Consider the following 26,872-nt stretch of genomic DNA (forward strand, 5'->3'; position numbering starts at 1 on the left):
GAGTAATTACCCAATTTCATCATTCCATTTTATTTTGCGAGCGAGCGCACACTTGTGAATTATCTCAATAGCAGTGTGAAATAACATAATTGAGCAACTTAAAGGGAGTGCCCAATATTACGACATCATCCATCACCCGCGGCATTACCTGATTATGGAGTTCATTATGCAAGCTTATTTTGACCAGCTCGATCGCGTTCGTTATGAAGGCCCGAAATCCTCTAACCCGTTAGCATTCCGTCACTACAACCCCGACGAATTGGTGTTGGGTAAGCGTATGGAAGACCATTTGCGTTTTGCTGCTTGCTACTGGCACACCTTCTGCTGGAACGGGGCGGATATGTTTGGCGTAGGCGCGTTTAACCGTCCCTGGCAGCAACCTGGCGAGGCGCTGGCATTGGCGAAGCGTAAAGCAGATGTTGCATTTGAGTTTTTCCACAAATTACATGTGCCTTTTTATTGCTTCCACGATGTGGACGTTTCCCCGGAAGGCGCATCGTTAAAAGAGTACATCAATAACTTTGCGCAAATGGTCGATGTGCTGGCAGGTAAACAAGAAGAGAGCGGCGTGAAACTGCTGTGGGGAACCGCTAACTGCTTTACTAACCCACGTTATGGTGCGGGCGCAGCTACGAATCCCGACCCGGAAGTTTTCAGCTGGGCAGCAACACAAGTCGTTACGGCGATGGAAGCGACGCATAAACTGGGTGGTGAAAACTATGTGTTGTGGGGCGGTCGCGAAGGTTACGAAACGCTGCTGAATACCGATTTGCGTCAGGAGCGTGAACAGATTGGCCGCTTTATGCAGATGGTGGTTGAGCATAAACATAAAATCGGTTTCCAGGGTACCCTGCTTATCGAACCGAAACCGCAAGAGCCGACCAAACATCAATATGATTACGATGCCGCGACGGTCTACGGCTTCCTGAAGCAGTTTGGCCTGGAAAAAGAGATTAAACTGAATATTGAAGCAAACCATGCAACGTTGGCGGGTCACTCTTTCCACCATGAAATTGCCACCGCCATTGCGCTTGGTCTGTTCGGTTCTGTCGATGCTAACCGTGGTGACGCGCAGTTGGGCTGGGATACCGACCAGTTCCCGAACAGCGTGGAAGAAAATGCGTTGGTGATGTATGAAATTCTCAAAGCGGGCGGTTTTACCACCGGTGGTTTGAATTTCGATGCCAAAGTACGTCGTCAGAGCACCGATAAATATGACCTGTTCTACGGTCATATTGGCGCGATGGATACGATGGCACTGGCGCTGAAAATTGCAGCACGCATGATTGAAGACGGTGAGCTGGATAAACGCGTAGCGCAACGTTATTCCGGCTGGAATAGCGAACTGGGCCAGCAAATTCTGAAAGGCCAAATGTCACTGGCGGATTTAGCAAAATATGCCCAGGAACATAATCTTGCACCGGTGCATCAGAGTGGTCGCCAGGAGCAGTTAGAAAATCTGGTAAACCATTATCTGTTCGACAAATAACGGCTAACTGTGCAGTCCGTTGGCCCGGTTATCGGTAGCGATACCGGGCATTTTTTAAGGAACGATCGCTATGTATATCGGGATAGATCTTGGCACATCGGGCGTGAAAGTCATTCTGCTCAACAAACAGGGTGAGGTAATTGCTTCACAAACAGAAAAACTAACCGTTTCGCGCCCACATCCCCTCTGGTCGGAACAAGACCCGGAACAGTGGTGGCAGGCAACTGATCGTGCAGTGAGAACACTTGCGCGACAATGTTCTTTGCAAGAGGTTAAGGCGTTAGGTATTGCCGGACAGATGCACGGAGCAACGTTACTTGATGCTCGGCAGCAGGTATTACGTCCAGCGATTTTGTGGAATGACGGGCGCTGTGCGCAAGAGTGCGCTTTGCTTGAAGCACGAGTCCCGGATTCGCGCGCTATAACCGGCAACCTGATGATGCCCGGATTTACCGCGCCTAAGCTGCTGTGGGTGCAACGCCATGAGCCAGATATACTCCGTCAGGTAGACAAAGTTTTATTGCCAAAAGATTATTTGCGTCTGCGTATGACCGGAGAGTTTGCCAGTGATATGTCAGATGCGGCAGGCACCATGTGGCTGGATGTCGCGAAGCGTGACTGGAGTGATGTCATGCTGCAAGCTTGCCAGCTGTCCCGTGACCAGATGCCAGCATTATACGAAGGCAGTGAAGTTACTGGGACTTTGCTACCCGAGGTGGCAAAAGCATGGGGAATGGCGGCAGTGCCCGTTGTCGCGGGCGGCGGCGATAATGCGGCTGGCGCGGTTGGTGTGGGTATGGTTGATGCCAACCAGGCAATGCTGTCGCTGGGAACTTCTGGTGTTTATTTTGCGGTGAGTGAAGGGTTCTTAAGCAAGCCGGAAAGCGCTGTACACAGCTTTTGCCATGCATTACCACAGCGTTGGCATTTAATGTCGGTGATGTTGAGTGCGGCATCGTGTCTGGATTGGGCCGCGAAATTAACCGGCCTGAGCAATGTTCCAGCCTTAATTACAGCTGCGCAACAGGCAGATGAAAGTGCCGAGCCAATCTGGTTTTTGCCTTATCTTTCCGGCGAGCGTACCCCGCACAATAATCCACAGGCGAAGGGGGTTTTCTTTGGCCTGACCCATCAACACGGCCCTAATGAACTGGCGCGAGCAGTGCTGGAAGGCGTGGGTTATGCGCTGGCCGACGGCATGGATGTCGTGCACGCCTGCGGTATTAAACCGCAAAGTATTACCCTGATTGGTGGTGGAGCGCGTAGTGAGTACTGGCGTCAGATGCTGGCGGATATCAGCGGTCAGCAGTTGGATTACCGCACGGGTGGTGATGTAGGACCTGCTCTGGGCGCAGCAAGGTTGGCGCAGATTGCGGTGAATCCAGATAAATCACTCAGTGAATTGTTGCCGCAACTGCCGTTAGAGCAGTCGCATATGCCGAACGCGCAGCATCATGCCGCTTATCAGCCACGACGCGAAACATTCCGTCGTCTCTACCAGCAACTTCTGCCACTAATGGCGTAAACTTATCCCCTGCCTGACCGGGCAGGGATAATTCCTGTCTATATAAATTATCAATTCATTAGTATTCAATATGAATTTATTCTGAAAATCATTTGTTAATGGTATTTTTCAGTTTTGTCTTTCGTTGGTTAATCGTAATGTATCGCTGGTAGATACGGAGATCATTATGAAAACCTCAAAGACTGTGGCAAAACTATTATTCGTTGTCGGGGCGTTGGTTTATCTGGTTGGGCTATGGATCTCATGCCCATTGTTAAGCGGCAAAGGCTATTTTCTCGGCGTGTTAATGACGGGAACGTTTAGCAATTATGCTTATCTTCGTGCTGAAAAAATCGGGCAACTGGATGACATGTTTATTCGCATCTGCCAGTTAGTTGCGTTAATCACCATCGGTCTGTTGTTTATCGGTGTTTTAAATGCACCTATCAATGCTTATGAAATGGTGATCTACCCCATCGCCTTTTTTGTCTGCTTGTTTGGTCAAATGCGTTTGTTTCACTCGGCATGAGCAACATAAAGCTCTTACACATTCAGGAATGAAAGGAATACTGTGATGGAAAACAAAATATCAACCTATTCTCCAGCATTTAGCATTGTGTCATGGATAGCGCTTGGCGGCGGTATTGTTACCTATTTATTAGGGCTATGGAATGCGGAAATGCAGTTAAATGAAAAAGGATATTACTTTGCTGTTCTGGTGCTAGGACTATTTTCAGCCGCATCTTATCAAAAAACTGTGCGGGACAAATATGAAGGCATTCCCACTACATCCATTTATTATATGACCTGTCTGGTTGTCTTTATCATTTCTGTTGCATTACTGATAGTTGGTCTGTGGAATGCAACATTATTACTCAGCGAAAAAGGGTTTTATGGTCTGGCCTTCTTTTTAAGTTTGTTTGGTGCAGTAGCAGTGCAGAAGAATATTCGTGATGCTGGAGTTAATCCATCAAAAGAAACTGTGGTTGTTCAGGAAGAATATAGCGAATAATCCTTGTAAGCCCGGTCAGTGTGACCGGGCTTTTGCTCAACTTACTAATCTGTTGCGGTCGATTCGTTGCACCAGCACAGAAAGTAATAAGCTTGTGGCCAGCGTGGCGCAGAAGATCCAGATAATATCCAGTATTGGCCAGTTTTTAAGCTCAATCCCCCGGGTACGCAGCGCATGGATAATCAATGCGTGGAACCCGTATATACCTAAAGAATGGCGTGATATCAGCCCAAGCCCGGGAACAGTGCGTGTATCCAGCGTATTTTTTACCAGCGTCAGTAACGCGATTGCACAGATAAAAACCATCGGTCCGCAATAGAGATACCAGGTATCGGCAAAATTTCCTCGCCACTGTAATTCATATAATGTCCCGCGAGAGATAATAAATACCCCCGCAACAAACAGCGTGGCGCTCACCCACGACAGTGATTTATGTTGCGTATCCATCATGCCAATGGCGCGGCCCAACATGCCATACAGGATGTAGTAAAAAGTATCGCCATTGATATATAAGTTAATCGGTAGCCATTCGAAGCTGTCGATCTTCTGTGGCACTGTGTTTGGGTTAGCGATGATGCCAATCACCACCATGAGTACCAGCAACATTTTACCGCTAACGTTTTTCACCTGAACCAGCGGCGAAACCAGATAAATCACCGCAATCGCGAAGAAAAACCATAAGTGATAAAACACAGGCTTTTGTAGCAGGTTTTTCAGCGCTAACTCCACATTGATAACGGTAAAAAGCGCAATGTAGATCAACGCAATGGCACTATAAAACAGCAGGCATAAGCCAATGCGCAAGAAATGACGCGGCTGGGCACTACGTTCGCCAAAAAAGAGATAGCCGGAAATCATGAAAAATAGCGGCACGCTGACACGGGAGGCAGAATTTAGAACATTCGCGATATCCCAGGTTACGGGGTTAACGCTATGGGCGTTGGTTACATACCAGGTGGTGGTATGAATCATCACCACCATTAAACAGGCTATCCCTCGCAGGTTATCAATCCAATAAATTTTGGGCTGCATCTGTGTCTCTGTAACTGGTTAAAAAAAGGTCTGACCGATAAATCATTCAGCTGGTGCACTGGAATAATCCGAGTTTTATCTCTACAGCTTATAGAGGCTTGAGGAAATTCGTTAGATTCAGCCACTATACCGATATTAATAATAAGACTCACCTGCAAATAAGACGGTAATTTAATGATGATGAACTCTTTCTTTCCAGCAATGGTACTTATTGTGTTAGTGGGATGCTCGACACCGCCACCCGAGCAGAAAGCACAGCGGGTAAAGGTTGAGCCGCTGCGTTCATTGAATATGGAAGCATTGTGCAAGGGTCAGGCAGCAAAACGTTATAACACCGGTGAGCAAAAAATCGACGTCACTGCCTTTGAACAGTTCCAGGGAAGCTACGAAATGCGAGGTTATACCTTCCGGAAAGAGCAGTTTGTCTGTTCTTTTGACGCAGATGGCCATTTTTTGCATCTTTCCATGCGTTAAGCCCTGCTTTTTCCCGTTTCGTACTGTATATCTTCCATCCAGCGGGTATACTGATCCCTTCCTTTAAATCCACACGTATCCAGCACGAAATAATATGCAAAAGTTTGATACCAGGACCTTCCAGGGCTTGATCCTGACCTTACAGGATTACTGGGCTCGCCAGGGCTGCACCATTGTTCAACCATTGGACATGGAAGTCGGCGCGGGAACCTCTCACCCAATGACCTGTCTGCGCGCGCTGGGGCCAGAACCGATGGCGGCTGCTTATGTTCAGCCTTCTCGTCGCCCGACCGATGGTCGCTACGGCGAAAACCCCAACCGTTTACAGCACTACTATCAGTTCCAGGTGGTGATTAAGCCATCGCCGGACAATATTCAGGAGCTGTACCTCGGTTCTCTGAAAGAGCTGGGCATGGACCCGACTATCCACGATATCCGTTTCGTGGAAGATAACTGGGAAAACCCGACGCTGGGTGCCTGGGGGCTGGGCTGGGAAGTGTGGCTGAACGGCATGGAAGTGACACAGTTCACTTACTTCCAGCAGGTTGGTGGTCTGGAGTGTAAACCGGTTACCGGCGAGATCACCTACGGTCTGGAACGTCTGGCAATGTACATTCAGGGCGTAGACAGCGTTTACGACCTGGTCTGGAGCGACGGCCCGCTGGGTAAAACCACCTACGGCGACGTGTTCCATCAGAACGAAGTGGAGCAGTCCACTTACAACTTCGAATACGCGGATGTGGACTTCCTGTTCACCTGCTTCGAGCAGTACGAGAAAGAAGCCCAGCAGCTGCTGGCGCTGGAAAATCCGCTGCCGCTGCCAGCCTACGAACGTATTCTGAAAGCCGCCCACAGCTTCAACCTGCTGGATGCGCGTAAAGCCATCTCCGTCACCGAGCGTCAGCGCTACATTCTGCGCATTCGCACCCTGACCAAAGCAGTGGCAGAAGCATACTACGCTTCCCGTGAAGCCCTCGGCTTCCCGATGTGCAACAAAGATAAGTAAGAGGCGGCTATGTCTGAGAAAACTTTTCTGGTGGAAATCGGCACTGAAGAGCTGCCACCAAAAGCACTGCGCAGCCTGGCTGAGTCCTTTGCTGCGAACTTTACTGCGGAGCTGGATAACGCTGGCCTCGCACACGGCACCGTTCAATGGTTTGCTGCTCCGCGTCGTCTGGCGCTGAAAGTAGCTAACCTGGCAGAAGCACAGCCGGATCGCGAAATCGAAAAACGTGGCCCGGCAATTGCCCAGGCGTTCGACGCCGAAGGCAAGCCGAGCAAAGCGGCAGAAGGTTGGGCGCGTGGTTGCGGTATTACCGTTGACCAGGCAGAGCGCCTGACCACTGACAAAGGCGAATGGCTGCTTTATCGCGCCCACGTGAAAGGCGAAAGTACCGAAGCACTGCTGCCGAATATGGTTGCGACTTCGCTGGCGAAACTGCCGATCCCGAAACTGATGCGCTGGGGCGCGTCTGACGTACACTTCGTGCGTCCGGTTCACACCGTAACCCTGCTGCTGGGCGACAAAGTTATTCCGGCAACCATTCTGGGCATTCAGTCCGATCGCGTGATTCGCGGCCACCGCTTTATGGGCGAGCCGGAATTCACCATCGATAACGCCGATCAGTATCCGGAAATTCTGCGTGAGCGTGGGAAAGTCATCGCCGATTACGAAGAACGTAAGGCGAAGATTAAAGCCGATGCCGAAGAAGCAGCGCGTAAGATTGGCGGTAACGCTGACTTAAGCGAAAGCTTGCTGGAAGAAGTGGCTTCGCTGGTGGAGTGGCCGGTCGTTCTGACCGCGAAATTTGAAGAGAAATTCCTCGCTGTGCCGTCTGAAGCGCTGGTTTACACCATGAAAGGTGACCAGAAGTACTTCCCGGTGTATGCGAACGACGGCAAACTGCTGCCGAACTTTATCTTCGTTGCCAACATCGAATCGAAAGATCCACAGCAGATTATCTCCGGTAACGAGAAAGTCGTTCGTCCGCGTCTGGCTGATGCCGAGTTCTTCTTCAACACTGACCGTAAAAAACGTCTTGAAGATAACCTGCCGCGCCTGCAAACCGTGCTGTTCCAGCAACAGCTGGGTACGCTGCGTGACAAAACTGACCGCATCCAGGCACTGGCTGGTTGGATTGCTGAACAGATTGGCGCTGACGTTAACCACGCAACCCGTGCGGGCCTGCTGTCTAAGTGTGACCTGATGACCAACATGGTCTTCGAGTTCACCGACACCCAGGGCGTTATGGGGATGCACTACGCGCGTCACGATGGCGAAGCGGAAGATGTTGCTGTTGCGCTGAACGAGCAGTATCAGCCGCGCTTTGCCGGTGATGACCTGCCGTCTAACCCGGTGGCCTGTGCGCTGGCGATTGCTGACAAGATGGACACCCTGGCGGGTATCTTCGGTATTGGTCAGCATCCGAAAGGCGACAAAGACCCGTTTGCGCTGCGTCGCGCCGCACTTGGCGTGCTGCGTATTATCGTTGAGAAGAATCTCAATCTTGATCTGCAAACGCTGACCGAAGAAGCGGTGCGCTTGTACGGTGATAAGCTGACTAACGCTAATGTTGTTGATGACGTTATCGACTTTATGCTCGGTCGCTTCCGCGCCTGGTATCAGGACGAAGGTTACACCGTTGACACCATCCAGGCGGTACTGGCGCGTCGTCCGACTCGTCCGGCAGATTTCGATGCTCGTATGAAAGCAGTATCGCACTTCCGTACGCTGGATGCGGCGGCAGCACTGGCGGCGGCGAACAAACGTGTATCTAACATTCTGGCGAAATCTGACGAAGTGCTGAGCGATCGCGTGAATGCCTCTACCCTGAAAGAGCCGGAAGAAATTAAGCTGGCGATGCAGGTTGTGGTGCTGCGCGACAAACTGGAGCCGTACTTTGCTGAAGGTCGTTACCAGGATGCGCTGGTCGAACTGGCCGAGTTGCGTGAACCGGTAGATGCTTTCTTCGATAAAGTGATGGTCATGGTTGATGATAAAGATCTGCGTATCAACCGCCTGACCATGCTGGAAAAACTGCGCGAATTGTTCCTGCGCGTTGCGGATATTTCGCTGTTGCAGTAATAACGCTGTTATTAAATAGCCTGCCACCTGGCAGGCTTTTTTTATCGCTAAATAATACAGCTACCTTTAATAATCTTCTGCTGAATAAAAATTATCTCATATATTAATTTCATGAGATTTTTTTAGGATTTTATTAAGGAGAGGAAAAGAATTTATTACGCTAGAATAGCTGTGGGTGCTTGAGACTGTTTGTCTCAGGTATTCACCGAAAGGCAGATAGATAAAAGCCCCACCTGACTATAAATCAAAGTGAGGCCCCTATATGCTTCAACAACATAAGGTTAGCCTCTTACTCGTTGGAAATCAACACAGGAGGCTGGGAATGCCGCAAAAATACGGATTACTTTCTTTAATAGTGATTTGTTTCACGCTTTTATTTTTCACCTGGATGGTAAGAGATTCACTGTGTGAATTGCATATTAAACAGGGGAGTTATGAGCTGGCGGCATTTTTAGCCTGCAATTTGAAAGAGTAAGAGTCTTCGGCGGGAAGTTATTCCCGCCTTTCTTACGGTGTTGGGTATTCTCAATGCACCCTAATTTATTTCCCTGATGAATATTATTTAAAAAATACGAGTGGATTTAGCTATTAAATAGGTTTTTTATTGAGAACAGGAATGGTTCGGAGCCTTCATGAATAAACTGCTTTTACTGTTGATAATGCTTTATCAACGACATCTTTCTCCTCGCAAAGGATATCGCTGTGCTTACAGTGTGTTGTACCAAACGCAGGGATGTTCGGGGGCAGTCAAAGAGATTATTCAACAGAAAGGTGTTATTGCAGGTTGGGGCGAGATACGTCAGCGTTTTGCAGATTGCCGACTTGCGGCACAGACAATCAGGCAGAAGCAACACCTGAACGAGGTTATACGTAAAAAGAAGAATAATGATTGTAATGATTGTAATGATTGTGATTGTTCCGGGTGTGATGGTGCGGTCTGTCGTGATTGCCACATCCCGGTGCCGGATCTGGATTGTTCCTGGGACTGTTCTTCTTTACATTTAAAGCGGTTTTTCCAATAAAAAAATCCCCGCCAAATGGCAGGGATCTTAGATTCTGTGCTTTTAAGCAGAGATTACAGGCTGGTTACGTTACCAGCTGCCGGGCCTTTAGCGCCGCTTTCGATGGTGAAGGACACTTTCTGACCTTCGTCCAGAGATTTGTAACCATCGTTCTGGATAGCAGAGAAGTGTACGAACACGTCTTTAGAACCATCGTCAGGAGTGATGAAGCCGAAGCCTTTGTCAGCGTTGAACCATTTTACGATACCAGTCATTTTACCGGACATAGTGTATTACCTTTAATAATTAAGTGTGCCTTTCGGCGATATGGCGTGCTTTACAGATTTTGAAGCGTTAAAGGAAATGTGCACTACGAGGGGTATCAACGATAACTCTTGAAGGGACTTGCCTTACTACACTGCTTTAATGGTCTGTACGTCAAACCGTTGATGTGCATTAAGCCACGCATTGGAGGTGGATGCAACAATTATTTTTCAAATTTATGATTAATCGGTCGGAAAACGGCCCTGTCATCAGGACCGTAAACATCAAAAAAGTTAATAAAACTCTATTCCATCAACTGCTTACTTAATGCCGGATTGGCCTGAATCAGACGCATTAATTTTAGTTCAGCACTGGAAGGCTTCACTCGTCTGGATTCCCATTCCTTTACCATCGCAACGGATACGCCCAAAACACGGGCGAAATCATCAATTTTTAACCCCGTTCCTTTGCGTAATTGCTCAATCTCGGTACAGGGCGTAGGTCTGTGCGTCAGGGTAATCTTCTGTGTTTCATCTTTAAAAACAATTTGTTCCAGGCTGCTCAACAGCTCAAGCATTGGATCTTTATATTCCATTGAAAACTCCTCAAATCACACTGCGGGATCGTGAATTGCATTGAAGCTCATTAAGAATAGTCGGGAAACACTGACTCAGCGGGAAGCAGCCGGAGTGTGATTCGATTCAGCTTATCAATAACTGTGACTTATAGTTGCCTAACGATATGATTAATGCCGATATATTTCGCAGAATCCCGAATTGTAAAGATTCCGAAAATTTCACCTACCTAAGAGAAGTAAAGTCCTGGCTAAAAAACGCAATAGCAATGCCTGTTTTTAACAATGAAACAACAAATTAACCTTCCTTCATTTTCTACATCATTTTCCCAGGAAGATTATGCATAAAGGGTATCTTGCAAGCTTGTCCTGGACTATCCTTGTCACGTCAGACACGCGTGTGTCGTTGTGCGCTTTTTTTGGGTGAAAGGAGTAAGAAAATGGCGACAGGAAAGTCCTGCTCTCGCTGGTTTGCGCCTCTTGCGGCGTTATTAATGGTAGTTAGCCTGAGTGGGTGTTTTGATAAAGAAGGCGATCAGCGTAAAGCGTTTATCGACTTCCTGCAGAATACAGTGATGCGTAGCGGTGAACGTCTACCAACCCTGACTGCCGATCAGAAAAAACAATTTGGTCCTTTTGTCTCTGATTACGCGATTCTGTATGGCTATTCCCAACAGGTGAATCAGGCGATGGATTCCGGTCTGCGTCCGGTTGTAGACAGCGTTAACGCAATTCGTGTACCACAGGATTATGTCACGCAAAGTGGTCCACTGCGTGAAATGAACGGTTCGCTGGGTGTACTGGCGCAACAGCTACAAAATGCGAAGTTGCAGGCCGATGCTGCGCACTCTGCGCTGAAACAGACTGATGACCTGAAACCGGTCTTTGATCAGGCATTCACCAAAGTGGTGACGACACCCGCTGATGCGTTACAACCGTTGATTCCGGCGGCACAAACCTTTACACAACAACTGGTAATGGTTGGTGACTATATTTCCCAGCAGGGTACTCAGGTAAGCTTTGTGGCGAATGGCATTCAGTTCCCGACTTCGCAGCAGGCGAGTGAATATAACAAACTGATTGCGCCATTACCGGCACAGCATCAGGCGTTTAATCAGGCCTGGACCGCAGCAGTAACTGCAACCCAATAAAGAGTAAAAGCCCGAGAGATTTTCGGGCTTTTCTTCACGCAGTCGCGGTTATTCCGCGACTTGCGGATTCACACAGTTCTTCTCGACATTCCCTTGTAACGCATTAATCAAATTATCCACCGCACAGGCGGCCATGCCATAACGCGTCTCATGAGTAGCAGAACCAATATGTGGGACTGCGACGACATTTGCCATTGAGAGCAGCGGTGAATCTACTGACAGTGGCTCTTGTTCGAAGACATCCAGTCCGGCGGCGTGAATTTCCCCTTTCTGCAATGCCGCAATCAGTGCATTTTCATCAACCACCGGTCCACGTCCTGCATTAATGAAGATGGCGGAGGATTTCATTTTGGCAAATTGTTCAGCGCCAAACAGGTGATGCGTTTCTTCAGTTAGCGGCAGGATCAGGCAAACGAAATCCGATTCTTGTAACAGCGTATCCAGATCGCAATAACGGGCGTTAAAGCGTTCTTCCGCTTCTTTATGGTGGCGGCGAGCGTTATAGAGGATAGGCATGTTGAAGCCAAAGTGCGCCCGTTGTGCCAGTGCCATGCCGATCCGTCCCATCCCGACAATGCCAAGTGTTTTATGATGCACGTCGCTGCCGTACCAGTCCGGGCCAATGCTCGCGGTCCATTCGCCTGCTTTTACGCGTTCTGCTACCTCGACAACCCGACGCGCGGTACACAGCACCAATGCCATCAGTGTATCGGCCACCGTTTCCGTTAATACGGTTGGCGTATGCATTAGCAGGATTTTTCGGGCGGTAAGCGCATCGACATCGAAATTGTCGTAGCCTACAGAGATAGTTGATGTGGCACGCAGTTTCGGCATTTTGTCCAGCAACACGGCATCAACATTTTCATTTGAACCTAACAAGCCCTCGGCTTCGGCAAAAATTTCCGCGTTTTGCGCGACGGTCTGTGGGGTGAGATCTGTCACCTGGTGAACGGTGAAATGTGCTTGCAGGCGTTGCAGTAAATCATCAGGTAAGGCTTTGTAGAGGATAACGGGCGGCTTCATGCTTCTCTCCATTCACTGATAAGGCGATCACCTTAGCCTGAAAAAAGAAGCAGGAAAACCTAAGAATACCAGGTGATTGAATCACCACCTGGCATGAAAGTGATTACAGCGGGCTTAAGGTAATTTCTACGCGACGGTTTTGGGCTTTGCCTTCTGCGGTGCTGTTGCTGGCGATCGGGTTAGCCGGGCCAAGACCCTGGGTACGAATACGGCTGGCGTCAACGCCCTGGGTAATCAACGCACTGGCAACGGAATCTGCACGCTGCTGCGACAGACGCATGTTCAGGTCATGACCACCAGTGCTGTCGGTGTAGCCAATCACGTTAACCGCCGTTTTCGGGTACTCTTTCAGTACCATTGCAACACCGGTCAGAGTGTTAGCACCTGCTGGTTTCAGAGTGGCGCTGCTGCTGTCGAAGGTCACATTGTTCGGCATGTTGAGGATAATGTTGTCCCCACTGCGCGTTACGCTAACGCCTGTGCCGCGCATTTTGTCGCGCAGTTTCGCTTCCTGCACATCCATGTAATAGCCAACGCCGCCGCCCAGTGCCGCGCCTGCTGCTGCGCCAATCAGTGCGCCTTTACCACGATCTTTCTTCGAAGAAGAGAGTGCGCCAATGCCCGCGCCAACGAGAGAGCCCAGACCCGCGCCAATAGCAGATTTACCCGCTTCGCGTTCGCCGGTGTAAGGGTTAGTTGTACAGCCAGATACCGCCAGAGCGCCACTCACAACGGCGGCAATAAGATAAACACGTTTCTTCATTGTTAATCCTTAATAACCTTTTTATTCTTTGCCACGGGTTTCGTGGCGGAAGATTATGCCGTGTGAACATGAAGATTATTCCTGGGAATACTCGGAAATTTGTAAGTAATATTTAACTGCTCAATACATCTAACTTTTCAGGAGCCTTCGGTTTGGCCAACTCATCCTCACGTTATTCTGTTCTTACTGCCGCCCACTGGGGACCAATGCTGGTTGAAACCGACGGTAAAACAGTTTTCAGCTCGCGTGGTGCGTTAACCACAGGAATGGAAAACTCCTTGCAGAGTGCGGTTCGCGACCAGGTTCATAGCAATACGCGGGTGCGATTTCCGATGGTGCGTAAAGGCTTTCTTGCGTCACCAGAAAATCCACAAGGGATTCGCGGGCAGGACGAATTTGTTCGCGTGAGTTGGGATGAGGCACTGGATCTTATTCACCAACAACACAAACGCATTCGTGGAGCTTATGGTCCGGCGTCGATTTTTGCCGGTTCCTACGGCTGGCGTTCAAATGGCGTGCTGCATAAAGCGTCAACCTTGTTACAACGCTATATGGCGCTGGCAGGCGGCTATACCGGCCATCTGGGGGATTATTCGACCGGCGCAGCACAGGCGATCATGCCGTATGTTGTGGGCGGCAGCGAAGTTTATCAACAGCAGACCAGCTGGCCGTTGGTGCTGCAACACAGCGATGTGGTGGTGCTGTGGAGTGCTAACCCTCTAAATACGCTGAAAATTGCGTGGAATGCGTCTGATGAGCAGGGGCTTTCTTACTTTTGTGCACTGCGTGACAGTGGGAAAAAGCTGATCTGCATTGATCCAATGCGATCGGAAACCGTCGATTTCTTTGGCGACAAAATAGAGTGGGTAGCTCCACATATGGGCACCGACGTAGCACTGATGCTGGGGATCGCCCATACGCTGGTGGAAAATGGCTGGCACGACGAGGCATTTCTGGCACGTTGTACCACAGGTTATGACGTCTTCGCCGCTTATTTGCTGGGCGAGAGCGATGGCATTGCGAAAACTGCCGAATGGGCAGCAGATATTTGTGGTGTTGGCGCAGAGAAAATCCGCGAACTGGCGGCTATTTTCCATCAAAATACCACCATGCTGATGGCTGGTTGGGGAATGCAACGCCAACAGTTTGGTGAGCAGAAACACTGGATGCTCGTCACGCTGGCGGCAATGTTGGGGCAAATCGGTACACCAGGTGGCGGTTTTGGGCTTTCTTATCATTTTGCCAACGGTGGTAATCCCACGCGCCGCGCTGCGGTGCTTTCATCCATGCAGGGCAGTTTGCCGGAGGGCACCGATGCGGTAGATAAAATCCCTGTAGCTCGCATTGTTGAAGCTCTGGAAAATCCTGGCGGCGCGTATCAACACAACGGCATGAACCGACATTTTCCGGATATTCGTTTTATCTGGTGGGCGGGCGGTGCCAACTTTACCCACCACCAGGACACTAATCGCTTGATCCGCGCCTGGCAAAAACCGGAGCTGGTGGTGATATCGGAATGTTTCTGGACGGCGGCGGCGAAACACGCCGATATCGTCCTCCCCGCGACCACCTCGTTTGAGCGTAACGATCTCACTATGACTGGTGATTACAGCAATCAGCATCTGGTGCCGATGAAGCAAGTAGTGCCACCGCGCGATGAAGCGCGTAATGATTTTGATGTTTTTGCTGAGTTAAGTGAGCGCTGGGAGAAGGGCGGCTATACACGGTTTACGGAAGGGAAAAGTGAGCTGCAATGGCTGGAAACGTTCTATAACGTTGCGCGGCAACGTGGGGCAAGTCAGCAGGTACACTTGCCGCCGTTTGACGAGTTCTGGGAAGCCAACCAGTTAATTGAGATGCCAGAAAACCCAACCAGCGAACAGTTTATTCGGTTTGCTGATTTTCGCCGCGCCCCACAGGCGCATCCGTTAAAAACTGCCAGTGGTAAGATTGAAATCTTCTCGCAGCGTATCGCGGATTACGGTTACCCGGATTGTCCAGGGCATCCCATGTGGCTGGAGCCGGATGAGTGGCAGGGCAACGCCGAACCGGAACAGTTGCAGGTACTTTCTGCTCATCCGGCGCATCGTCTGCACAGTCAGTTGAATTACAGTTCCCTGCGCGAATTGTACGCGGTGGCAAATCGAGAACCTGTCACCATTCATCCTGTAGATGCACAGGCGCGCGGTATACAAGATGGCGATACTGTTCGGCTGTGGAACTCACGCGGGCAAATCCTTGCCGGAGCGGTGATTAGCGAAGGTATCAAACCCGGTGTGATGTGCATTCACGAAGGGGCATGGCCGGATCTGGATTTTACTGCTGGCGGGATTTGTAAGAACGGTGCGGTGAATGTGCTGACCAAAGACCTCCCAAGCTCGCGGCTGGGGAATGGCTGTGCAGGTAACACGGCTCTGGCGTGGCTGGAAAAATACACCGGCCCTGAACTTACGCTTACGGCGTTTGATCCGCCTGCCAGTCCATAATCCAGGTAGGGAGTTGAGTTTCCTCCTGCCATGCGCAGTCGACAATGCGAAAGCCTTGCGCATGATAAAAACTTATCGCTGGTTGGTTTTTCTGGTAAACCTCCAGCAATAAATGGGGATGGCGTTGTTGCATATGTTGCATTAACGCCTTGCCGATACCGCGCCTGACAGCCTTCGGTGCGACAAACATCGCTGCCAGAAATCGCCCTTCCATTACGCTGACAAAACCGAGAAATTCACCGCTTTCTTCCCACACCCAGTTTTGTGCGTTAGCAAGATATGCATCACGCACCAGTGGAATGCAGTCACGCCAGTAACTCTCTTCTATAAAGGGATGTCCCCAGGTTGTGCTTTCCAGCCACAGTTCAAGGATCGCGGGCAGCTCAGAACGTTGCGCTTGTCTAATCATGCCTTATTCCCCGGATGGCAACAGCAGCCAACCACATGATCGTTCACCAGCCCACACGCCTGCATAAAGGAGTAACAAATCGTCGAGCCTACAAATTTAAAGCCACGTTTTTTCAATGCCTTAGAGAGTGCGTCGGAGGCAGGTGTCGACGAGGGGATTTCGCTCAACGTTGTGGCTTGTGTTACCTGTGGCTGATGATTTACGAACGACCAGACAAAATCGGCAAACGGTTCGCCGTTCTCTTCCATTTGCAGGTATGCACGCGCATTGCCAATAATGGCCTGAATCTTCCCGCGATGGCGGATAATCCCGGCGTCCTGAACCAGTCTTTCGACATCCTCTTCCTGCATTGCCGCAACTTTTACTGGATCGAACTGATGAAAACAGGCGCGATAATTTTCTCGTTTTTTGAGGACGGTAATCCAGGACAGCCCCGCTTGTTGACCTTCAAGGCAGATCATTTCGAACAGTTTTTTACTGTCAGTTTCAGGCACGCCCCACTCTTCATCGTGGTAGGCAATATAAAGCGGGTCCTGACTCACCCAGCCGCAACGTTCCATACTTTCCCTCGCTATGTACCTGTTCGTAAAAATTTCACCGGCTTTTCTTGACGCACCGGTGAAAAAGTCAATATTTAATACAGGACTACTATGCCCGATATCTTTCATACAATGACAATAATAATGCCGAATTCGGCTCTTCCCTGGAGTCGTGTTAATGATCATAAAAAAATGTGGTGGTCGCCAGACGTTAAGTCTACTGGCGAGCGTGGTAATCAATTCCTTTTTTCTCAACACAGCTTACGCCTGGCAACAAGAATATATCGTTGATACGCAACCCGGACATACCACGGAGCGTTACACCTGGGATAGCGATCACCAACCGGATTACAACGATATTTTGTCGCAACGTATTCAAAGCAGCCAAAGAGTGCTGGGACTGGACGTTAATCTGGCGGAAGAAACGCCTGCGGATGTAACCAGCAGCATGAGTATGGGCTGGAATTTCCCTTTATATGAACACGTTACGACTGGCCCGGTTGCCGCATTGCATTACGACGGTACGACCACTTCGATGTATAACGAGTTTGGCGACAGCACGGCAATGCTGACCGATCCGTTATGGCATGCCAGCGTCAGTACGTTAGGCTGGCGTGTTGATTCCCGACTTGGCGATTTCCGCCCCTGGGCGCAAATCAGCTACAACCAGCAATTTGGTGAAAATATCTGGAAGGCTCAATCAGGCCTAAGTCGCATGACAGCGACAAATCAGAATGGTAACTGGCTCGATGTGACCGTAGGAGCCGATATGTTGCTTAACCAACATATTGCCGCCTATGCCGCGTTATCCCAGGCGGAGAATAGCGCCAATGATAGTGATTACTTGTATACCATGGGCGTTAGCGCCAGATTTTAACGAATTGGTCACAATCAAAGCCCGGCAATAACAATCATTGTAATGATAGTAGGTGCTAACTCACTCAAATAATAATTTTAATGAATGTTTGTCATGTCATTCATTCCTTAGTTAAAGCATTTCATTCCGTTCTGATGGCATTTCATGCCGTTTTTCCCCTGGCATAAAATGCACTTCGTTATGGTTGTCGGCAGAGAATCTTCCAATTTACTACTGCAGGACACTGCCATGACACCTTCAAACTATCAGCGTACCCGCTGGCTAACCCTTATCGGTACCATTATCACCCAGTTTGCGCTGGGGTCAGTTTATACCTGGAGCCTGTTTAATGGCGCGCTCTCTGCCAAACTGGATGCGCCGGTCAGTCAGGTTGCTTTCTCCTTCGGCCTGTTGAGTCTGGGACTGGCAATTTCTTCTTCTGTTGCTGGCAAGTTACAGGAACGTTTTGGTGTCAAGCGCGTCACAATGGCTTCCGGTATTCTGCTGGGATTGGGGTTCTTTCTTACCGCGCACTCCAACAGCCTGATGATGTTGTGGTTGAGCGCTGGTGTGCTGGTTGGTCTGGCAGATGGCGCAGGTTATCTGCTGACGCTCTCTAACTGTGTGAAGTGGTTCCCGGAGCGTAAAGGGCTCATCTCCGCGTTTGCCATTGGCTCCTATGGTTTGGGTAGCCTGGGATTCAAATTTATCGACTCGCATCTGCTGGAGACGGTGGGTCTGGAAAAAACCTTTGTGATTTGGGGCGCGATTGCGCTGGTGATGATTGTCTTTGGCGCGACGTTAATGAAAGATGCGCCGAAACAGGAAGTCAAAACCCATAATGGTGTGGTGGAAAATGATTTCACTCTGGCCGAGTCAATGCGTAAACCGCAATACTGGATGCTGGCGGTGATGTTCCTCACTGCCTGCATGAGCGGCCTGTATGTGATTGGTGTAGCGAAAGATATTGCTCAGAGTCTGGCGCATCTTGATGCAATTTCCGCGGCCAACGCTGTGACGGTTATTTCTATTGCTAACCTTTCTGGTCGTCTGGTGTTGGGCATTCTGTCTGACAAAATCGCCCGTATCCGCGTCATCACTATTGGACAGGTGATTTCGCTGGTGGGTATGGCAGCACTGCTGTTTGCACCATTGAATGCAGTGACGTTCTTTGCGGCGATTGCCTGTGTGGCGTTTAACTTCGGCGGCACGATTACTGTGTTTCCGTCACTGGTCAGTGAGTTCTTCGGTCTTAATAACCTGGCGAAAAATTACGGTGTGATTTACCTCGGTTTCGGTATCGGCAGCATTTGCGGCTCGCTTATCGCCTCACTGTTTGGCGGCTTCTATGTGACTTTCTACGTCATTTTTGCCCTGCTGATTTTGTCTCTGGCGCTTTCTACTACCATTCGCCAGCCAGAGCAGGAAGTATTGCGTGAAGCACATATTTAGAAATATGTGGCTACTGAAATAAATTCCACAGGGAGACGTCAGCGTCTCCCTTTTTTATAAATGAATATTAAATGAGCAATAATATTCATATGAAGAATATGTTTTGTTATTTAATATAAATCATAAATATAAATATATTCCTAAAAACACAGTGGCTATTTGATGTGTTATTTGTAATGCATTGAAGTTGAAGTAAATTTAACTTTGTTACCAAAATACACCTTCAGTAAAATAATTTTATTTTTTAGCACCATTTGTATAATCTGCCCCCCCGTTGTTATGAACAACATCAAGCATATTTATCTATATAAATGGAGTTATAAATGAAAAAGGTTCTGTTTGCCTTATCTGCGCTTGCGCTGACCTCTACTTCCGTATTCGCAGCTGATGCGGGCGACGGTACTGTTAAATTCACTGGTGAGATTGTTGACGCCGCTTGTGTTGTGTCTCCAGACACTCAAAAACAAGAAGTTGTTCTGGGCCAGGTGAATAAGTCTGTGTTTACTGCTACTGGTGATAAATCCACAGCAACTCCGTTCAAAATCAAACTGGAAAACTGCGATATCTCCACGTTCAAAAATGTGGATATCAGTTTTAACGGTGTTGGTGATGCAGACAACAGCAAACTGATTTCTGTGAGCACTGAACCAGGTGCGGCATCTGGCGTAGGTATTGGTATTTATGATAACACCAATACGCTGGTTGAACTGAATACTGGTAAATCCAAAACTACTCTGAAACAAGGCCAGACCGTTCTGTATTTCACCGCTAACTATGTCTCTACTAAAGATGCAGTAACCATCGGTTACGGTAACGCCGAAGTCGACTTCAACCTGACTTACAACTAATCGAGCCTGACGGAACGATCATCTCTCAATGGCAACAGATTATCTGTTGCCATTATTCGCACCAATGACTCAGGGACCGAATCATGAAACGTATTAGCCTTGCCGTGCTGGCACTTTTAATGACCGCACAACAGTGTTTTGCTGGTGGCATAGCCTTAAGCACGACGCGTGTTATTTATGATGGCGGCAAGAAAGAAGCGTCGCTGACCGTTGAAAATCACAATAAAAATGAAGAGTTTTTGATCCAGTCATGGATTGATGATGTGAATGGCAATAAAAAAACACCGTTTATTATTACACCGCCATTATTCAAACTTGATCCCGATAAAAATAACGTCTTACGTATCGTCAATATTGAAGATACTTTACCTAAAGATCGTGAATCTGTTTACTTGATTAATGTAAAAGCGATTCCTGCGAAAAGCGCTGAAAATGAAAATAAAAACGTCTTACAGATAGCCGTTCGCACCCGTCTGAAGTTGTTCTACCGTCCGAAAGGCTTACCGGGAAGTAATCTTGAGGCAATGAAGCAGTTACGTTTTCAACGTCAAAATAACCAAATTGTGGTTAATAACGACTCCGCTTATAACCTGACCTTTAATCAGTTTTCCGTTAATGGACAAAAGATTGAACGGGCGGGAATGGTTCTCGCGAAAGGAAAGTTAAACATTAACCTTCCAGCCGGTACAGGCAATGCGAACGAAGTGAAATACAGCATTATTAATGATTTCGGTGTTGCTGGCGAAATGCTGACGAAGCCGATTAACTGATCCTTTTACAAGGCGCTTTTACTATGCATTGGATGCATTTACCTCTCTATCACTACAGAGCGCATTTTTCTTTCTCACTGCTGGCATTAACGATTGCCAGCTCGTTACCTGCGTATGGCGGAAAATTTAACCCTAAATTTCTCGAAAACGTTCAGGGTATCGATCAACACGTCGACTTGTCGGTATACGACTCACCTGTCGGCCAGCAAATACCCGGTAAATACCGGGTTTCGGTGTTTGTAAACGAAGAAAAAATGGCTTCCCGGACGCTGGATTTTAGTACCGCCAGCGAAGCGAAACGCAAAGCCAGCGGTGAGTCGCTTATGCCTTGCCTTAGCCGGGTGCAACTGGAAGAAATGGGCGTGCGTGTTGACAGCTTTCCGGCGCTGAAGATGTCACCACCGGAAGCCTGTGTGGCGTTTGATGAAATCATTCCCCAGGCCACCAGCCGCTTTGATTTTAATACTCAGACGCTGCATCTTTCCTTCCCGCAGGCGGCAATGATGATGACCGCTCGTGGCACGGTTGATCCTTCTCGCTGGGACGAAGGAATACCCGCGCTGTTGCTGGATTACAGCTTTAGTGGCAGCAATGGGCGCAATGAAGGAACAGGTTCATCTTCAGACTCTACCAGTGACAGTTATTACCTGAACCTGCGCAGCGGTTTGAACGTCGGTCCGTGGCGTTTACGTAATAACAGTATCTGGAACCGTACCGATGGCAAAAACCAATGGGATAACGTTGGTACATCGTTAAACCGGGCGATTATTCCACTCAAGTCACAGATAACACTGGGTGATACCGCCACGCCTGGCGAGATTTTTGACAGCGTACAAATGCGCGGGGCGTTACTGGCATCTGACGATGAGATGTTGCCGGACAGCCAGCGTGGCTTTGCTCCGGTGGTGCGCGGCATCGCCAAAAGCAACGCTGAAGTCAGTATCGAACAGAACGGCTATGTCATTTATCGCACTTTTGTTCAGCCGGGCGCATTTGAGATTAACGATCTCTACGCAACCTCCGGCAGCGGCGACCTGACGGTGATCATTAAAGAAGCCGACGGAAGTGAACAACGTTTCATCCAGCCGTTTTCGGCGGTGGCGATTTTTCAGCGTGAAGGGTATCTGAAATATAGCCTGGCTGCCGGTGAGTATCGTGCGGGTAATTACGACAGCGATAAACCACATTTCGGGCAGTTTACCGCCATGTACGGCTTGCCGTGGGGAATGACCGCCTACGGTGGCGCATTGTTATCGGCGGACTACAACGCTTTAGCGCTGGGACTGGGGAAAAACTTCGGCACCATTGGCGCGGTATCGGTGGATGTCACCCAGGCGAAAAGTCAGTTACGCAACAATGAAAAAGAGGAAGGCCAGTCTTATCGTTTCCTTTATTCGAAAAGTTTTGACGGCGGCACTGACCTGCGTCTGCTGGGCTACAAGTACTCAACCAGCGGCTACTACACCTTCCAGGAAGCGACCGATGTTCGCAGTGACGCCGACAGTGATTACCGTCGTTATCACAAGCGTAGCCAGATACAGGGCAACATTACCCAGCAACTGGGAGACTACGGCTCTGTTTATTTCAATATGACCCAGCAGGATTACTGGAACGTTGACGGTAAGGAGAACTCCTTAAGCGCTGGTTATCACGGTCATATTGGTCGGGTGAATTACAGTGTGGCCTATACCTGGACGAGAAGTCCGGAATGGGAAGAAGACGATCGCTTGTGGTCATTCAGTGTTTCGATCCCTCTGGGGGGCGCGTGGAGCAGTTATCGCATGACCACCGACCAGCATGGCAAGACGTCGCAACAGGCCTCTGTTAGTGGCACGTTACTGGAAGATCGTAACCTGAGCTATAACGTTCAGCAGGGTTACACCAGTAATGGCGTAGGCTACAGTGGCAGCGTCAACATGGGGTATATGGGTGGCTCTGGTAACATTGACGTAGGCTATAACTATTCTAAAGATAATCAACAGGTTAACTATGGCGTGCGCGGCGGTGTCATCGTTCACAGTGAAGGTATAACGCTTTCGCAGCCTTTAGGCGAAAGTCTGGCGATTGTTTCTGCACCGGGTGCGCGCGGCGGACATGTGGTTAATAGCAGCGGCGTAGAAGTTGATTGGATGGGCAACGCCGTGGTGCCGTATCTCACGCCATATCGTGAAACTATTGTGGAACTGCGCAGCGACACGCTGGGGCAAAACGTTGAACTACAGGAAGCGTTCCAGAAAGTTGTACCAACGCGTGGCGCAGTTGTGCGTTCCCGCTTTGATACCCGCGTCGGTTACCGAGTTCTGATGACCTTAAAACAGGCGAATGGCAACGCAGTACCGTTTGGTGCAACCGCAGCGTTAATTGATGAGCGCAAACCTGCCAGCAGCATTGTGGGGGAAGAAGGACAGCTTTATATCAGCGGGATGCCAGAAGAGGGCGAATTGCAGGTGAGCTGGGGGAATGAACAGGCGCAACGTTGCCGCGTGCCATTCCGCTTGCCAGAGAACAAGGACAATGCGGCTATCGTGATGGTTAATGCGGTATGCGAGAAATAAGGATATTCAGATGAAAATTAAAAATTTGTTGGCAGGTATGGTGCTGTTAGGGACGAGCACATTTGCAGGAAATATATGGGCTGCTGATTGGGGGCCATGTCAGACGGAAAATGGACAGCCCTATGAATATTCATTTGATTTTATTCAAACGATTTCAGTACCTTCAGAGAATAAAGCGGGTACAAATTTAACATCAGGATACGCTCTTACGGGAACCTATCAGGCAGGGTGTGAATGCCCTGATCCTATTCCAAATAGTATTATGACATATTTCAAAGGTGTTTCGCTGCTCCCAGAGCCAGGAGCCACTAAAGGATATTTTAAATTTAATAATAATATTGATGTTCTCCCTGCAATTTACGTCTTAAGTCATGCTGATTTATCTGTCCCTTTTACCGACAAGGGGAACAGGGCTCCTGGTAAAGAATGTCTTTCAAATATAGAGTCTACAACCTGGACTACAGGGAGTAAGGGGAATATTAAAATAGCTATTTCTCATCCATTTGTTGGGCAATTAAGTATTCCACGAACCCCGGTTGCGGCTCTTTATGCGACAAAAAAAATGGGGGTATATAATAACTTACCCTTAGTTGTTTTGAATGTTTCTGCTGATATAACAGTAACGCAAGGCTGTGAACTTGCTGCTGGCACCGTGCTGGATATTCCATTCGGAGAATATCAGGCCCATGATTTTAAAGGGCGTGCCGGACAACCACCACAAAATGTTCAGAAGATACAAAAAGAACTGAGCTTTGACTGCAATAATATTTCAGATGGCGTTAAAATTTATCTCAGTATTGATGCAACACCGAATAATGCTTACCCCAGCGCAATTGATTTAGGTAACGCCGATGTCGGTGCAGTCATTGAGGACGGTAAAGGTAATATCCTCAAGCCGAATGACAGTAATAGTTTATTAGAAATGAATCCCGGTTCGTTGTACGAAGATGTCAAACGCAAAGCGACAACCACGATTACCGCTTATCCCGTTAGCACGACCGGAAAATTACCCGCTGCCGGTGATTATAGCGGCATTGCTACCATGCATGTCGAACTGGAGTAACAGCCATGAAGCGAACAATACTTGCGTTATGTCTGCTGCCTCTTTCCTTTTCGTCACTGGCGGCAAGCACGGACTTAGGGCCGAAAGGAACGTTGAAATTCACCCTTAAAATTAGCCAGGGTGCCTGCGAACTGGTAAAAGACAGTGTTGAAGTCGACATGGGATTAGCGGTTCTCAAAAAACCGGTAAGAATCGGAACAGAACTTAATCCCACAACTTTTTCCATCGGTCTGAAAAACTGTAGCGAAGTGGTCAGAGCCTACGTCACTATGGATGGTACGCCCAATGCGGACGACCCGAATCTTTTTGCGCTGGATGCGGGGGGCGCTACGGGCGTTGGGCTGAAAATCAAAACCGCCGCGGGAGTACAACAGTTCCCGGAAAATACGACGCCGACACCGGTTGAGTTTGCAATTAACGGTGATGGCGCACATCAACTGAACTATATCGCCAGCTATGTGCCAATTCGCGCTGATGCAACCATTGGTCGCGCGGATGCAACGGTCGATTTTACCGTTCAGTACGAATAATTTCGCATCTTCGGGGCCAGGAAACTGGCCCTTTTTACTGCTTTTTGTAACGCTAAAGTCTTTTTTCATACTTGTATTTTTGTAAATTTGTGCTTCAAGTACACTCTTTCCCCACACTTTTTCCCTTTGCTGTGGTCTACTTATCAGCGTGTGCAGATTTTCCTTATCTGACGACCTTCGCACTTTTCCCTTGCCTGGCTTGAAAGGCCATAATGCAGGGTGTTATCACCTGTTTTTCCAGGGTTTGTTTGCATGAGATATATCAAAACGATAACGCAGCAAAAGCTAAGCTTTTTGCTCGCTGTCTATATCGGTCTGTTTATGAATTGCGCAGTCTATTTCCGTCGGTTTGACGGTTACGCGCATAACTTCACTTTTCTTAATGGCGTCTCGGCGGTTATCGAACTGGCAGGGACGGTTCTGGCAACCTTCTTCTTTTTACGCTTAATTTCACTCTTTGGCAGAACGGCCTGGAAAGTGCTGGCTTCATTGCTGGTGCTGATTTCTGCCGGGGCCAGCTACTACATGACATTTATGAATGTCATGATTGGCTACGGGATTGTTGCTTCGGTGATGACCACCGACATTGATCTGTCGAAAGAAGTGGTTGGCTGGACGCTTATCGCATGGGTTGTACTGGTGAGTATTATCCCGTTGCTATTTATCTGGATGAACCGTTCACAAGACACTTTCTGGCGCCAACTTTGTACCCCGAAAACTCGCTGGCGTAGTGCGCTTACCGTGCTTTTGGCGGGCTTGTTGGTATGGGGCCCAATTCGTCTGATGGATGTAGTGCAAAAGCGTGCAGACCGTTTGGCCGGAGTGGATATGCCAAGCTACGGCGGCGTGCTGGCGAACTCTTATCTGCCTTCGAACTGGCTTTCTGCGTTGGGACTGTATGCCTGGGCGCAAGTGGATGAATCGTCAGACAATCGGTCGCTGATGAATCCGGCAAAAAAATTCACCTATACCCCGACGCAAAATCTCGACGACACCTATGTGGTTTTCATTATTGGCGAAACTACGCGTTGGGATCATATGGGGATGCTGGGCTACGAGCGCGATACCACGCCGAAGCTGGCCAAAGAGAAAAACCTGGTGATGTACCGTGGTTATTCTTGTGATACCGCGACTAAATTATCACTACGCTGTATGTTTGTACGTGAAGGTGGAACGGAAGATAACCCACAACGTACGCTTAAAGAGCAGAACGTATTTGCGGTTCTCAAACAGCTGGGCTTTAGCTCTGATTTGTACGCCATGCAGAGTGAGATGTGGTTCTACAGCAACACCATGGCTGACAACATTGCCTATCGCGAGCAAATTGCAGCAGAGCCGCGTAACCGTGGGAAAGCGGTGGACGACATGTTACTGGTCAATGAAATCGAGCGTTCGCTGGAGAAAAAACCAGAAGGTAAGCATCTGATTGTCCTGCATACCAAAGGTTCGCACTACAACTATACTCAACGTTATCCCCGTGAGTTTGCCCAGTGGAAGCCAGAGTGCTATGCCATTGACCGCAAATGCCCACGAGCGCCGATGATTAACTCATACGATAACTCAATCACCTACGTTGATCATTTTATCGACACGGTTATCGACAAATTCCGCGATAAGAAAGCCATTATTTTCTATGCAGCGGACCACGGTGAGTCAATTAACGAACGTGAGCACTTGCATGGCACACCACGTGAATATGCGCCACCGGAGCAGTTCCGCGTACCGATGATGGTCTGGATGTCGGATAAATATCTGGAGAATCCGGCCAACGCGCAGGCATTCGCGCAGCTGAAAAAAGAGGCGGATATAAAAGTGCCACGCCGTCATGTAGAACTGTACGACACCATTTTAGGTTGCCTTGGTTATACTTCACCGGACGGTGGTATCAACGAAAACAACAACTGGTGTCGAATCCCTCAGGCGAAGAAAGCAGAAGCTAACTAAATGCACTGCTGAGTTTCTCGCCGATCAAAAGGCATTTTGCTATTAAGG

General features: G+C 48.8%; 27 protein-coding genes. 19 read left to right on the plus strand and 8 right to left on the minus strand.

The features are described 5' to 3' along the window. Positions 1-166: 166 nt before the first annotated feature. The 4 genes from xylA to yiaA all read left to right on the plus strand — a co-directional run bounded on the left by xylA (position 167) and on the right by yiaA (position 4,005). Positions 167-1,489 carry a xylose isomerase gene (gene xylA, locus AACS80_RS07035; protein ID WP_064527882.1) on the plus strand — a complete coding sequence of 441 codons (1,323 nt, stop codon included), beginning with the start codon at positions 167-169 and terminating at the stop codon, positions 1,487-1,489. A 70-nt stretch (positions 1,490-1,559) separates the two neighbouring features. Further along, positions 1,560-3,014 carry a xylulokinase gene (gene xylB / locus AACS80_RS07040; protein ID WP_135410552.1) on the plus strand — a complete coding sequence of 485 codons (1,455 nt, stop codon included), beginning with the start codon at positions 1,560-1,562 and terminating at the stop codon, positions 3,012-3,014. A gap of 166 nt (positions 3,015-3,180) precedes the next feature. After that, positions 3,181-3,522 carry an inner membrane protein YiaB gene (gene yiaB, locus AACS80_RS07045; RefSeq protein WP_135410551.1) on the plus strand — a complete coding sequence of 114 codons (342 nt, stop codon included), beginning with the start codon at positions 3,181-3,183 and terminating at the stop codon, positions 3,520-3,522. A 45-nt stretch (positions 3,523-3,567) separates the two neighbouring features. Then, the gene (gene yiaA / locus AACS80_RS07050; protein WP_135410550.1) at positions 3,568-4,005 is read left to right on the plus strand and encodes an inner membrane protein YiaA; all 438 of its coding nucleotides are present in this window, start codon (positions 3,568-3,570) and stop codon (positions 4,003-4,005) included. Between the two features lie 36 nt (positions 4,006-4,041). Here the strand turns inward: yiaA and wecH are convergent, their stop codons facing one another. Beyond that, positions 4,042-5,037, minus strand: coding sequence for an O-acetyltransferase WecH (gene wecH, locus AACS80_RS07055; protein ID WP_135410549.1), 996 nt, complete (start codon positions 5,035-5,037; stop codon positions 4,042-4,044). A 174-nt stretch (positions 5,038-5,211) separates the two neighbouring features. Between wecH and AACS80_RS07060 the strand changes: the two genes are divergently transcribed. From AACS80_RS07060 to hokA, 4 genes are all read left to right on the plus strand, one after another. Further along, positions 5,212-5,511, plus strand: a complete 300-nt coding sequence (locus AACS80_RS07060; RefSeq protein WP_130260113.1) for a YsaB family lipoprotein — start codon at positions 5,212-5,214, stop codon at positions 5,509-5,511. A gap of 94 nt (positions 5,512-5,605) precedes the next feature. Further along, positions 5,606-6,517, plus strand: a complete 912-nt coding sequence (gene glyQ / locus AACS80_RS07065; RefSeq protein WP_001168544.1) for a glycine--tRNA ligase subunit alpha — start codon at positions 5,606-5,608, stop codon at positions 6,515-6,517. A gap of 9 nt (positions 6,518-6,526) precedes the next feature. Then, a complete protein-coding gene (gene glyS / locus AACS80_RS07070; RefSeq protein ID WP_130216252.1) occupies positions 6,527-8,596 on the plus strand; it encodes a glycine--tRNA ligase subunit beta in 2,070 nt (689 codons plus the stop codon). Positions 8,597-8,918: 322 nt separating this feature from the next. Next, entirely contained in the window at positions 8,919-9,071 is a 153-nt protein-coding gene (gene hokA, locus AACS80_RS07075; protein ID WP_001135725.1) for a type I toxin-antitoxin system toxin HokA, read from the plus strand. Here hokA and AACS80_RS23935 read toward each other — a convergent pair. Next, entirely contained in the window at positions 9,048-9,119 is a 72-nt protein-coding gene (locus AACS80_RS23935) for a hypothetical protein (RefSeq protein WP_395762618.1), read from the minus strand. The genes hokA and AACS80_RS23935 overlap by 24 nt on opposite strands. Positions 9,120-9,228: 109 nt before the next feature. Here AACS80_RS23935 and yidD point away from each other — a divergent pair, with 109 nt between their 5' ends. Beyond that, positions 9,229-9,618: a membrane protein insertion efficiency factor YidD gene (gene yidD / locus AACS80_RS07080; protein WP_135410548.1), complete on the plus strand. Its 390-nt coding sequence runs from the start codon at positions 9,229-9,231 to the stop codon at positions 9,616-9,618. 53 nt (positions 9,619-9,671) lie between these two features. On the opposite strand, the gene cspE is transcribed toward yidD, so the two are convergent. Together cspE and AACS80_RS07090 are read right to left on the minus strand one after the other, a co-directional pair. After that, positions 9,672-9,884, minus strand: a complete 213-nt coding sequence (gene cspE, locus AACS80_RS07085) for a transcription antiterminator/RNA stability regulator CspE (protein ID WP_000014594.1) — start codon at positions 9,882-9,884, stop codon at positions 9,672-9,674. 281 nt (positions 9,885-10,165) lie between these two features. Continuing rightward, positions 10,166-10,456, minus strand: a complete 291-nt coding sequence (locus AACS80_RS07090; RefSeq protein WP_130216258.1) for an HTH-type transcriptional regulator — start codon at positions 10,454-10,456, stop codon at positions 10,166-10,168. A 419-nt stretch (positions 10,457-10,875) separates the two neighbouring features. Between AACS80_RS07090 and AACS80_RS07095 the strand changes: the two genes are divergently transcribed. Further along, positions 10,876-11,586 carry a DUF3053 domain-containing protein gene (locus AACS80_RS07095; RefSeq protein WP_130216260.1) on the plus strand — a complete coding sequence of 237 codons (711 nt, stop codon included), beginning with the start codon at positions 10,876-10,878 and terminating at the stop codon, positions 11,584-11,586. Positions 11,587-11,634: 48 nt separating this feature from the next. Here AACS80_RS07095 and ghrB read toward each other — a convergent pair whose 3' ends face one another. Both ghrB and AACS80_RS07105 read right to left on the minus strand, forming a co-directional pair. Next, complete coding sequence (gene ghrB, locus AACS80_RS07100; protein WP_138183727.1) at positions 11,635-12,609, minus strand: glyoxylate/hydroxypyruvate reductase GhrB; 975 nt, start codon at positions 12,607-12,609, stop codon at positions 11,635-11,637. A gap of 103 nt (positions 12,610-12,712) precedes the next feature. Continuing rightward, complete coding sequence (locus AACS80_RS07105) at positions 12,713-13,372, minus strand: OmpA family lipoprotein (RefSeq protein ID WP_000747625.1); 660 nt, start codon at positions 13,370-13,372, stop codon at positions 12,713-12,715. A gap of 152 nt (positions 13,373-13,524) precedes the next feature. On the opposite strand from AACS80_RS07105, the gene bisC reads away from it, so the two are divergent. After that, positions 13,525-15,858: a biotin sulfoxide reductase gene (gene bisC / locus AACS80_RS07110; RefSeq protein ID WP_135410547.1), complete on the plus strand. Its 2,334-nt coding sequence runs from the start codon at positions 13,525-13,527 to the stop codon at positions 15,856-15,858. Here bisC and AACS80_RS07115 read toward each other — a convergent pair. Together AACS80_RS07115 and tag are read right to left on the minus strand one after the other, a co-directional pair. Beyond that, positions 15,827-16,267: an N-acetyltransferase gene (locus AACS80_RS07115; protein ID WP_130210064.1), complete on the minus strand. Its 441-nt coding sequence runs from the start codon at positions 16,265-16,267 to the stop codon at positions 15,827-15,829. The genes bisC and AACS80_RS07115 overlap by 32 nt on opposite strands. Further along, positions 16,264-16,827 (minus strand): DNA-3-methyladenine glycosylase I, encoded by a 564-nt coding sequence (tag, locus tag AACS80_RS07120; RefSeq protein ID WP_135408256.1) that lies wholly within the window; start codon positions 16,825-16,827, stop codon positions 16,264-16,266. The genes AACS80_RS07115 and tag overlap by 4 nt, the downstream gene beginning before the upstream one ends. A gap of 157 nt (positions 16,828-16,984) precedes the next feature. Here tag and AACS80_RS07125 point away from each other — a divergent pair, with 157 nt between their 5' ends. The 8 genes from AACS80_RS07125 to eptB all read left to right on the plus strand — a co-directional run bounded on the left by AACS80_RS07125 (position 16,985) and on the right by eptB (position 26,824). Continuing rightward, positions 16,985-17,683: an autotransporter outer membrane beta-barrel domain-containing protein gene (locus AACS80_RS07125; protein ID WP_130260119.1), complete on the plus strand. Its 699-nt coding sequence runs from the start codon at positions 16,985-16,987 to the stop codon at positions 17,681-17,683. A gap of 228 nt (positions 17,684-17,911) precedes the next feature. Beyond that, positions 17,912-19,114 carry an L-lactate MFS transporter gene (locus AACS80_RS07130; RefSeq protein WP_135491247.1) on the plus strand — a complete coding sequence of 401 codons (1,203 nt, stop codon included), beginning with the start codon at positions 17,912-17,914 and terminating at the stop codon, positions 19,112-19,114. Between the two features lie 323 nt (positions 19,115-19,437). Further along, positions 19,438-19,962 (plus strand): long polar fimbrial major subunit LpfA, encoded by a 525-nt coding sequence (gene lpfA, locus AACS80_RS07135; protein WP_130210072.1) that lies wholly within the window; start codon positions 19,438-19,440, stop codon positions 19,960-19,962. Positions 19,963-20,045: 83 nt separating this feature from the next. Next, on the plus strand, positions 20,046-20,732 hold the full coding sequence (lpfB, locus tag AACS80_RS07140) for a long polar fimbrial biogenesis chaperone LpfB (RefSeq protein WP_138183728.1): 687 nt from the start codon (positions 20,046-20,048) through the stop codon (positions 20,730-20,732). 23 nt (positions 20,733-20,755) lie between these two features. After that, positions 20,756-23,287: an outer membrane usher protein LpfC gene (gene lpfC, locus AACS80_RS07145; RefSeq protein WP_135410546.1), complete on the plus strand. Its 2,532-nt coding sequence runs from the start codon at positions 20,756-20,758 to the stop codon at positions 23,285-23,287. Positions 23,288-23,297: 10 nt separating this feature from the next. Further along, complete coding sequence (gene lpfD / locus AACS80_RS07150) at positions 23,298-24,350, plus strand: long polar fimbrial protein LpfD (RefSeq protein WP_135491246.1); 1,053 nt, start codon at positions 23,298-23,300, stop codon at positions 24,348-24,350. A 5-nt stretch (positions 24,351-24,355) separates the two neighbouring features. Then, positions 24,356-24,880: a long polar fimbrial protein LpfE gene (gene lpfE, locus AACS80_RS07155; protein ID WP_135410545.1), complete on the plus strand. Its 525-nt coding sequence runs from the start codon at positions 24,356-24,358 to the stop codon at positions 24,878-24,880. 252 nt (positions 24,881-25,132) lie between these two features. Beyond that, positions 25,133-26,824 (plus strand): kdo(2)-lipid A phosphoethanolamine 7''-transferase, encoded by a 1,692-nt coding sequence (gene eptB, locus AACS80_RS07160; protein WP_130260123.1) that lies wholly within the window; start codon positions 25,133-25,135, stop codon positions 26,822-26,824. Positions 26,825-26,872: the final 48 nt, after the last annotated feature.

Origin of the sequence: Escherichia sp. E4385 (genome assembly GCF_963883145.1) — a bacterium.
Taxonomy (GTDB): Bacteria; Pseudomonadota; Gammaproteobacteria; order Enterobacterales; family Enterobacteriaceae; genus Escherichia.

Excerpts from the sequence above, each read along its gene's own strand:
- xylA (WP_064527882.1), top strand. The coding sequence starts at position 167 with ATGCAAGCTTATTTTGACCAGCTCGATCGCGTTCGTTATGAAGGCCCG.
- xylB (WP_135410552.1), top strand. The coding sequence starts at position 1,560 with ATGTATATCGGGATAGATCTTGGCACATCGGGCGTGAAAGTCATTCTG.
- yiaB (WP_135410551.1), top strand. The coding sequence starts at position 3,181 with ATGAAAACCTCAAAGACTGTGGCAAAACTATTATTCGTTGTCGGGGCG.
- yiaA (WP_135410550.1), top strand. The coding sequence starts at position 3,568 with ATGGAAAACAAAATATCAACCTATTCTCCAGCATTTAGCATTGTGTCA.
- wecH (WP_135410549.1), bottom strand. The coding sequence starts at position 5,037 with ATGCAGCCCAAAATTTATTGGATTGATAACCTGCGAGGGATAGCCTGT.
- AACS80_RS07060 (WP_130260113.1), top strand. The coding sequence starts at position 5,212 with ATGATGATGAACTCTTTCTTTCCAGCAATGGTACTTATTGTGTTAGTG.
- glyQ (WP_001168544.1), top strand. The coding sequence starts at position 5,606 with ATGCAAAAGTTTGATACCAGGACCTTCCAGGGCTTGATCCTGACCTTA.
- glyS (WP_130216252.1), top strand. The coding sequence starts at position 6,527 with ATGTCTGAGAAAACTTTTCTGGTGGAAATCGGCACTGAAGAGCTGCCA.
- hokA (WP_001135725.1), top strand. The coding sequence starts at position 8,919 with ATGCCGCAAAAATACGGATTACTTTCTTTAATAGTGATTTGTTTCACG.
- yidD (WP_135410548.1), top strand. The coding sequence starts at position 9,229 with ATGAATAAACTGCTTTTACTGTTGATAATGCTTTATCAACGACATCTT.
- cspE (WP_000014594.1), bottom strand. The coding sequence starts at position 9,884 with ATGTCCGGTAAAATGACTGGTATCGTAAAATGGTTCAACGCTGACAAA.
- AACS80_RS07090 (WP_130216258.1), bottom strand. The coding sequence starts at position 10,456 with ATGGAATATAAAGATCCAATGCTTGAGCTGTTGAGCAGCCTGGAACAA.
- AACS80_RS07095 (WP_130216260.1), top strand. The coding sequence starts at position 10,876 with ATGGCGACAGGAAAGTCCTGCTCTCGCTGGTTTGCGCCTCTTGCGGCG.
- ghrB (WP_138183727.1), bottom strand. The coding sequence starts at position 12,609 with ATGAAGCCGCCCGTTATCCTCTACAAAGCCTTACCTGATGATTTACTG.
- AACS80_RS07105 (WP_000747625.1), bottom strand. The coding sequence starts at position 13,372 with ATGAAGAAACGTGTTTATCTTATTGCCGCCGTTGTGAGTGGCGCTCTG.
- AACS80_RS07115 (WP_130210064.1), bottom strand. The coding sequence starts at position 16,267 with ATGATTAGACAAGCGCAACGTTCTGAGCTGCCCGCGATCCTTGAACTG.
- tag (WP_135408256.1), bottom strand. The coding sequence starts at position 16,827 with ATGGAACGTTGCGGCTGGGTGAGTCAGGACCCGCTTTATATTGCCTAC.
- AACS80_RS07125 (WP_130260119.1), top strand. The coding sequence starts at position 16,985 with ATGATCATAAAAAAATGTGGTGGTCGCCAGACGTTAAGTCTACTGGCG.
- AACS80_RS07130 (WP_135491247.1), top strand. The coding sequence starts at position 17,912 with ATGACACCTTCAAACTATCAGCGTACCCGCTGGCTAACCCTTATCGGT.
- lpfA (WP_130210072.1), top strand. The coding sequence starts at position 19,438 with ATGAAAAAGGTTCTGTTTGCCTTATCTGCGCTTGCGCTGACCTCTACT.
- lpfB (WP_138183728.1), top strand. The coding sequence starts at position 20,046 with ATGAAACGTATTAGCCTTGCCGTGCTGGCACTTTTAATGACCGCACAA.
- lpfC (WP_135410546.1), top strand. The coding sequence starts at position 20,756 with ATGCATTGGATGCATTTACCTCTCTATCACTACAGAGCGCATTTTTCT.
- lpfD (WP_135491246.1), top strand. The coding sequence starts at position 23,298 with ATGAAAATTAAAAATTTGTTGGCAGGTATGGTGCTGTTAGGGACGAGC.
- lpfE (WP_135410545.1), top strand. The coding sequence starts at position 24,356 with ATGAAGCGAACAATACTTGCGTTATGTCTGCTGCCTCTTTCCTTTTCG.
- eptB (WP_130260123.1), top strand. The coding sequence starts at position 25,133 with ATGAGATATATCAAAACGATAACGCAGCAAAAGCTAAGCTTTTTGCTC.